Below are 7,896 nucleotides of genomic sequence, written 5' to 3'. Positions count from 1 at the left end.
TCTACGACTACGGCTATGCTTTGTGCGTCTTCAGCGCCTGCTGGCTATAGTGCTAACAATACCGATTGTAATGATTCTGATGATACCGTAAACACACCACAGCAATATTATGTGGATGCTGATGGTGATGGTTTTGGGTCTACGACTACGGCTATGCTTTGTGCGTCTTCAGCGCCTGCTGGCTATAGTGCTAACAATACCGATTGTAATGATTCCGATGATACCGTAAATCCAAATGCCACAGAAATACCTGGTAATGCCATTGACGAGGATTGTGATGGTGAAGCACAAACTGCTCTAAGTAACGAAAAATTTGATGTTGTTAATATCTCAGTATCTCCTAACCCATTTTCTGACCATTTAACAGTAAATCTGCCAATAGCCTTTAGAAATGATACTTTTAATATTAAAATATATGATATTAATGGAAGAAAAGTTATACATCGTAAGACATTATCGTTAATAAACAATAAGCTTGTTGTAAGTAATCTTAACGAACTTTCTCAAGGGGCTTATTTCATTAAAATTACCAATCTGGCCTCCCAAAAAAGCGTTGTAAAGCAAATAATTAGGTTTTAGAGGCCATAATTACTTAAAAAACGAGATAAACAAAAAGAAGTCTCGTTTTTTAAGTAATTGATTATCAATATTTTAAAATACTAAATAACCGTTCATCGATTATTTTTGTATTTCATGGAGTTAAGTGCTATGTTTGTGGCATAGGTTTTTATAAAACTTAATTAGTCCCAAAACTAAAACTTAATCTCTCATGAAGAAAATTACTTATGTAATAACATTTTTATTGTTATGTGCATTTAACCTCAAGGGGAATTCGCAAACTACTATTAATTATGAAAATTTTGAAACTGGTAGTTTCCCCTTTACAATCTGGAATAGTGGTGGTATAGATTGTTTTCTTGATACGGGATCAGTTCTTTCTGGTTCAAATTCATCAAACTTACAGGATAATAGTAACGGAACTGTATCAACTATGTTTACAAACAATATTGATCTAACATCATATGGATCAATTGACATCACCTACGATTTTCGTACAACTGGTTTTGGAACAAATCATGATTTCTTTATCGAATTCTCAGATGATGGAGGAGCTAATTGGAATACAGTAATAGCTAATTTAGTAGTAGGTACCGATTTCAATAATGATACAACATATACTAACCAAACAATATCATTAAGTCCTGGAGGAGGAGTTTCTTTTACAACAACTTCAAGGATTAGATTTAGATGTTCTGCAAATAATGATGATGACGATTTATGGGTTGACGAAATAACCATTACTGGTTACTCTCCTGCCCCAGAAATAGACATTCAAGGTAATGGCACATCCATTACTAGTGGGGACACAACTCCAGATGTAGCAGACGATACCGATTTTGGTCAAATTGATATTGCTGTAGGAACTGTAGTTAATACGTTTACAATCATTAATACAGGTGCTTTAGACTTAAATCTTACTGGAACTAGTCCTACCTATGTAACAATAACAGGAGCAGACGCTGCAGACTTTAGCCTTACAGCAAATCCTACAACACCAATAACATCTGGGGGTGGTAGTACCACATTCAATATAACATTCGACCCAACTACATGTGGAATCAAGAATGCAACCGTAAGTATTGCTAATGACGATAGCGATGAAAACCCATATACCTTCGATATTCAAGGTGAAGGAACAGCATCTGTTACAGGGTCGCAAAACATCAATGTACAAGGAAATGCTATCGACATTGCTGACGACGACACAACACCCGATCTAGCAGATGATACCGATTTTGGGCTTCATAATGTTGGTTTCCCTGAAATACATACTTTCGTAATTCAAAATACACATACAGGAGGTAGCCCAAGTAGTAATCAATTAAACATTACTAGTATAACCGTTTCTGGTGCCCATGCTGCCGACTTCACGGTAACAAGTTCTATTACAACTATTGACAGAGATAGTTTCGATAGTTTCACCATAACATTTACGCCTAGTGCATTAGGACTAAGAACTGCAACTGTTACTATTGTAAATAATAGTTCGGTTTGTAGTGAACAGCCATATGTTTTTGATATCCATGGAACAGGAACGCCACCATCTCCAGAAATTGATGTTTTTGATGATGCCAACAATCCTATTAGTGATGGTAGTACAGATAGTCCAGCAGCACTAAACCAAACTTCTTTTGGTTCTACAGATTCATTATCTCCTATTAGTACAGAGTATACTATTGAAAATAATGGTTCTTTGGTTTTAAACATTAGCTCTATAACAAGTGATAATACTGACTTTGCAATAACAATAGCGCCGTCTTCTACTGTAGCATCTAGTGGAAGCACAACCTTTACAGTAACTTTTACACCATCTTCTGTTGGTATTATTACTGGCACTATTACCATTGCAAACGATGATAGTGACGAAAACCCATATACATTTACCGTTCAAGGAGAAGGTACAGCTGCACCACCAGAATATACCGCTTACTATGAAAATTTTGATGCGGATAATGGCGGATGGACAGCAGTAACATCTACAGGAGATTCTTGGTTATGGACCAATGCGTTTCCTGCTACAGCTATTGAAATAGCAGAAGGTGGTTTTTGGAGATGTTCTAATTACGACAACTATTTAAGTAATGTAAATATTGTTGTTGAAAGTCCGCAGTTGGATTTTACCGGAATAGATAATATCCGTTTAAGTTTAGATGTAAAATATAAAACTGAAAGTGGTAATGATGGTATGCGCATATTATATTCAGTTGCTGGCGGTGCTTATACACCACTTGGTGCTAGCGGATCTGGTACAAACTGGTACGAAGGAAATGTAAATGCTCTAAGTGCTGATGGATGGAGTAATAATAGTCACCCGACTAATACCGCTTTTACACACAATAAATTTATTAGAGCCTCCCTTACCCTATCTGATGCTACATTTGCTAACCAAAGTAATGTTAGATTTAGAATAGAATTTAGCTCTAATGGTTCTGGTACAGATGATGGTGTTGCATTTGATAACTTTAGAATTGAAGCAGATCCTAGCACACCATTAAGCGATTCCGCTGTCGCTCCAGCCAATATTACTTCAAATTTAAGATTATGGCTTAAAGCAAATCAAGGTATTGCCGCAACGGATGGTACTGCATTAACAAATTGGGAAGACCAAGCATATGTTACAACTTTAGATAAAGAAGATGCTATTGCAGCCGCTTCTTTAGCTCCTATTTATAGAGACAATGGAACAAGAAACATGAATTACAACCCTGTACTCGACTTCGACAATAATAATGTTGAGTATATGAATGGTAAAGGTGGTTTTTATTCTACAGAATATTTCGCAGTATTTAGAAGTGATGATGTGGTAGATACGCAAACAGGAAGCTTTAGTCCAGGAAGGCAATTTGCAGTTGGAGGACGTTACAGCGATGATAATTTCCATGAAGATCCTTCTGGATTGGGTATGGGAAGTACCTCTGCCCGTTTTACGGATGAGATTTTGTCGCATAATGTAAACTCATTCCCTAATGGATCTTCTGCACCAAACGATAACTCATACGGTAGAGCATATACTACAAATACAGAAACATATCAGAATCATGTTTTAATAGTTAATGTAAAATCTAACCCAGCAAGAACTTCAACCGAAATCTATAAAAATGGTAAACGTGTTGATAATGCTACCGGTACTGCTGGTAATGGAGCAGATTTAAACTTTAAAGAGTTTAGCAATACACCTTTGTTAGTAGGAACAGGTAGAAGTGGTTTAGCCGGACGTACAACATCACAAATGAATGGTATGTTAACCGAAATTATATCTTATACTTCACCAAATTCAGCTTTAAATCAACAAAAAATACAAAGTTACTTAGGTGTTAAATATGGTGTAACCTTACAAAATTCTGCAAGTACAGCAACTACCTATAGATTAAATGATGTTGATTATATTGATTCTCAGGGTGCGGTAATTTGGGATACTAGTGTTAATAATGGACACAATTACGATGTTGCAGGTATTGGTCGCGATGACGCATCTTTGCTAGATCAAAGACAATCTAGAAGTCAAAATGATGAATCAGATATTGATGGTCCTACTACAGGATTTTTAACCATGTCTCTGACAAGTACTTATGCAACAAATAAAGAAAATATTGCCAACACAACTGCTTTAAGTGATAGACAATTTTTAATGTGGGGAAATAACAATGCCGATATTAATGGTTCTGCTATTAACGTAACTGTAGATATGAGTGAAGACATCGTTGGAGTAAAACCTACCACTAATGTGTCATTTACAGCCATTCCTAGGATATGGAAAGTTGTCGAAAATGGTAACGCTGGTGATATTCCAGCGGTAGAAGTTTCAATTCCCGTAAGCGCTGTAAGAACAGCTGCACCGCCAGACGGTCGCTATTTAATGTTTATTTCTGCCACTGGAGTTTTCGATCCAACTGCAGACTATCGTGTAATGACAGAATCTGGAGGTAATTTATATGCCCAATACGATTTTGACAATACAGAATACATCACATTTGGCTGGGCTCCAGAAGAAACTTTTGAACGTTCCATATTTTTTGATCCAGCTAATGGTCATTATGTTGATGTGGAAGATAATTTGGACCTAACTCCTGCGAACTTTACAATATCGGCATGGATTAAAAGAGAAACTAACTCCTTGAATAAATCTATTGTTTCTAAAAGAGACGCAGCATACACAGAAGGATATGACCTTAAAATCAATGCTACAGGACATGTTGAAATGTCATGGCAAAATGGTGGTACCCAAACTATTGTATCAGATGTTGTAATACCAGAGAATGAATGGCATCAAGTAGCAGTAATATACGATGGTTCAACAGCTAATCTTTACATCGACGGTGTTTTAGAAAAAACAGAAACGTTAGCGCCACCAGTGAATACTTCGCAATCATTCTTTATTGCAGCAGCTGGTAAACTAACCCCTGGTGCCTATTTCCATGGGAATATAGATGAAGTTCGCGTTTGGGATACTGCCTTAACAGTAGATCAATTGCGATATATTATGAATCAAGAAATCACAGATAATTCTCTTAACGTCGGTCCAGGTTATTTCATCAGTCGTTTAGTTAACCCAACTAAAGATGAAACATCAACCATACCATGGTCTAGTCTAGCTGGTTATTATCCAATGTCTACATATACCTACACCAATACAAAAGATGAATCTGGAAAAGGCAACCAAGGAGCATTAAAAAATTTAAAAACAGTTGACTGGCAAACGGCTCCGTTACCTTACATATCTGCACAAGATGGCGATTGGAACACAAACGCGTCTTGGACAAATGGTGATGTACAAACTATTCCTGGAGCCACTGCATTGGCAGATAATACGGTGACGGTAGACTGGAATATTGTGAGAACTGCACACATTATAACCATGGATAACTCATCGTTACCAGCAGGTAATAATGGTAACAGATCTGTGTTAGGCTTATTTGTAGATTCTAACGAATTAACTTTAACTGGTGACAATAGTTCTGGCACTGGTAATGGATTAACCGTTACACATTATCTTAAAATGGATGGTAATATTGATCTTGAAGGCGAATCTCAACTAATTCAATCAGAAGATAGTGATTTAGATGTTACAAGTTCGGGAACAATTGAAAAAGATCAACAAGGTACAAGAGATTTGTATACCTATAATTATTGGTCTTCTCCAACAGGGATAAGCAACACTGCTTCAAATAATAATTCATATACAGTCCCAGATATGTTAAGCGATGGCTTAGTATCATCTAATCCATTACCCCTTACCTTTTCAACATCTGGTTATAATGGGGCCCCGGGAGTTGCCAATTCAACCGGCGCCACAATTGCTGATTATTGGATATGGAAATACGCAAACAGACTTGGAAATACCTATTCAGAATGGCAACATATGAGAAGTACAGGGACTCTATTAGCAGGTGAAGGGTTTACCATGAAAGGAGTTGCAGATACTGGCGGTGTTATTACGCAAGAGCAAAACTATGTTTTTAATGGAAAACCAAATAACGGTGATATAACTTTAACAATGGCGGACGAAAATCAATATTTGGTAGGTAATCCATACCCATCTGCAATTGATGCAGATGAGTTTATTAAAGACAACATCGCTGATGGATTAGGCAGAAACTCAGTTAACGTGATTAACGGTGTTCTATATTTTTGGGATCATTTTGCAAGTAGTTCACATATTTTAAAAGAATATGAAGGCGGGTATGCGACATACACCCTAATGGGAGGAGCTCCAGCCATTAACAACGATAGTAGAATTAGTGCTACTGGCGAAGTTGGTACAAAAATTCCGTTTCAATACATTCCAGTTGGTCAAGGATTCTTTGTTTCAGCACTCGAGGATACAGACATTGCCGGAGAAACCAATGATCCTAATATTACATCATCTGTAGATGGAGGAACTATCTTGTTTAAAAATAGTCAACGAATCTTCCAAAAGGAATCTTCGGGAACATCTTTCTTCTTGAAATCTTCCAACAAAGAATCTAAATCGACTAGTATAAAGTCAAATGAAGATACTAGAGAAAAAATAAGATTGATGTTTGATTCACCTAAAGGATATCACAGACATTTATTGGTTGGGGTTGATGAAAATACTACTAATGGATTTGATTTAGGCTTTGATGGACCATTAACAGAAACCAACGTTGAAGATATGTATTGGAACATAGGAAATAATGGTAAGTTAGTTATTCAAGCAGTAAATAATTTTGACAATCAGCAGGTACTTCCTCTAGGTATTAAAACTAGTATTGATGGTATTTCCATTATTAAAATTGAAGGTTTAGAAAATATTGATTCTAGCAAGGATATTTTCTTATACGATAAGGATTTAGATATTTATCAAAACTTAAAAGAGAGCAATTATGAAGTATTCTTAAATGCAGGTGAACATTTAGGTCGTTTCGAATTAACTTTTGAAGCTTTCGAATCTCCTTCGCTAGGAACTGAAGATATAGAAAACAAAAAATTGAATACTTTCTTTTCAAATGAAAAAAGAAGTTTTATAGTTCATAATCCAAATTTAAAAGATATCGAATCATTAGAAATCTATAACATACTTGGCCAATCTATTCATAAGTTTGATAATATTGAAAATGAAAATTATTTGGAATTCAAAACGAAAAAAGTAATTCCTGGTACTTATATAATAAAAGTAAAAATGATAGATAGCACACTATCTAAAAAAGTTTTAATAAAATAAGTTTTAGTTGGATTTTTTTAGTTTGAGTTAGTTAGACCCCAAATCTACCATCACTTAACTAAAAATGATAAAGAGGCTGGTAAAACAGCCTCTTTTATTTTTTATCAAGCAGAGAACACTTTATTAACAATTATTTGTTATTAAACATTCTAACAAACCTTCAATAAACTATATTAAAACATTATTTTTAGCAAAACCTTAACTTAATTTATAATCAAAATGAAAAGAAAAATATCCCTCTTTCTCACAATTTTGTGTTTAAGTTTTTCTTATTCACAACAAGCAAATTTTAAACGCGTTGTAATTAGTAACCCTTCGGAAAATGTTTTGTTGCGTTTAAGCAACCAAGGCATCGATTTAACCTGTGGCGCTATTCAAACCAGTGAAGGGCTGCAACTTGAACTCTCTGAGCATGAACTACAAAACGTTTCTAACTTAGGTGTACCATACAGAGTCCTTGTTGATGACCTTACTAAATACTATGCCGATAGAGCTCAGAAAAATCTACCGCGTGCCAAACAAGAACTACAATCTCAAAAATACAGTACTGCTAAAGCTGGTTTTGGTAAAAGCAGTGTATCTAACATACTCTTTGATAATCTAGGCCAATACAATGGCTGCGATGAAATTAACTGGTCCACCCCTACTAACTT

The 7,896-nt window shown here is 35.6% G+C and carries 3 protein-coding genes; all 3 read left to right on the top strand.

Going from position 1 to position 7,896, the window contains the following annotated elements:
* Window positions 1-579: T9SS type A sorting domain-containing protein (locus FEF17_RS14365; protein WP_211342489.1), on the top strand; the 579-nt coding region annotated here is incomplete at its 5' end.
* 190 nt (window positions 580-769) lie between these two features.
* Window positions 770-7,243, top strand: a complete 6,474-nt coding sequence (locus FEF17_RS14205; RefSeq protein WP_139003087.1) for a DUF8693 domain-containing protein — start codon at window positions 770-772, stop codon at window positions 7,241-7,243.
* 330 nt (window positions 7,244-7,573) lie between these two features.
* A partial coding sequence (locus FEF17_RS14200; RefSeq protein WP_139003086.1) for a hypothetical protein occupies window positions 7,574-7,896 on the top strand: 323 nt, incomplete at its 3' end.

This window comes from Hyunsoonleella aestuarii (genome assembly GCF_006148925.1).
GTDB classification, from domain to species: Bacteria; Bacteroidota; Bacteroidia; order Flavobacteriales; family Flavobacteriaceae; genus Algibacter_D; species Algibacter_D aestuarii.
This window is presented reverse-complemented; position numbering and strand designations above follow the sequence as displayed.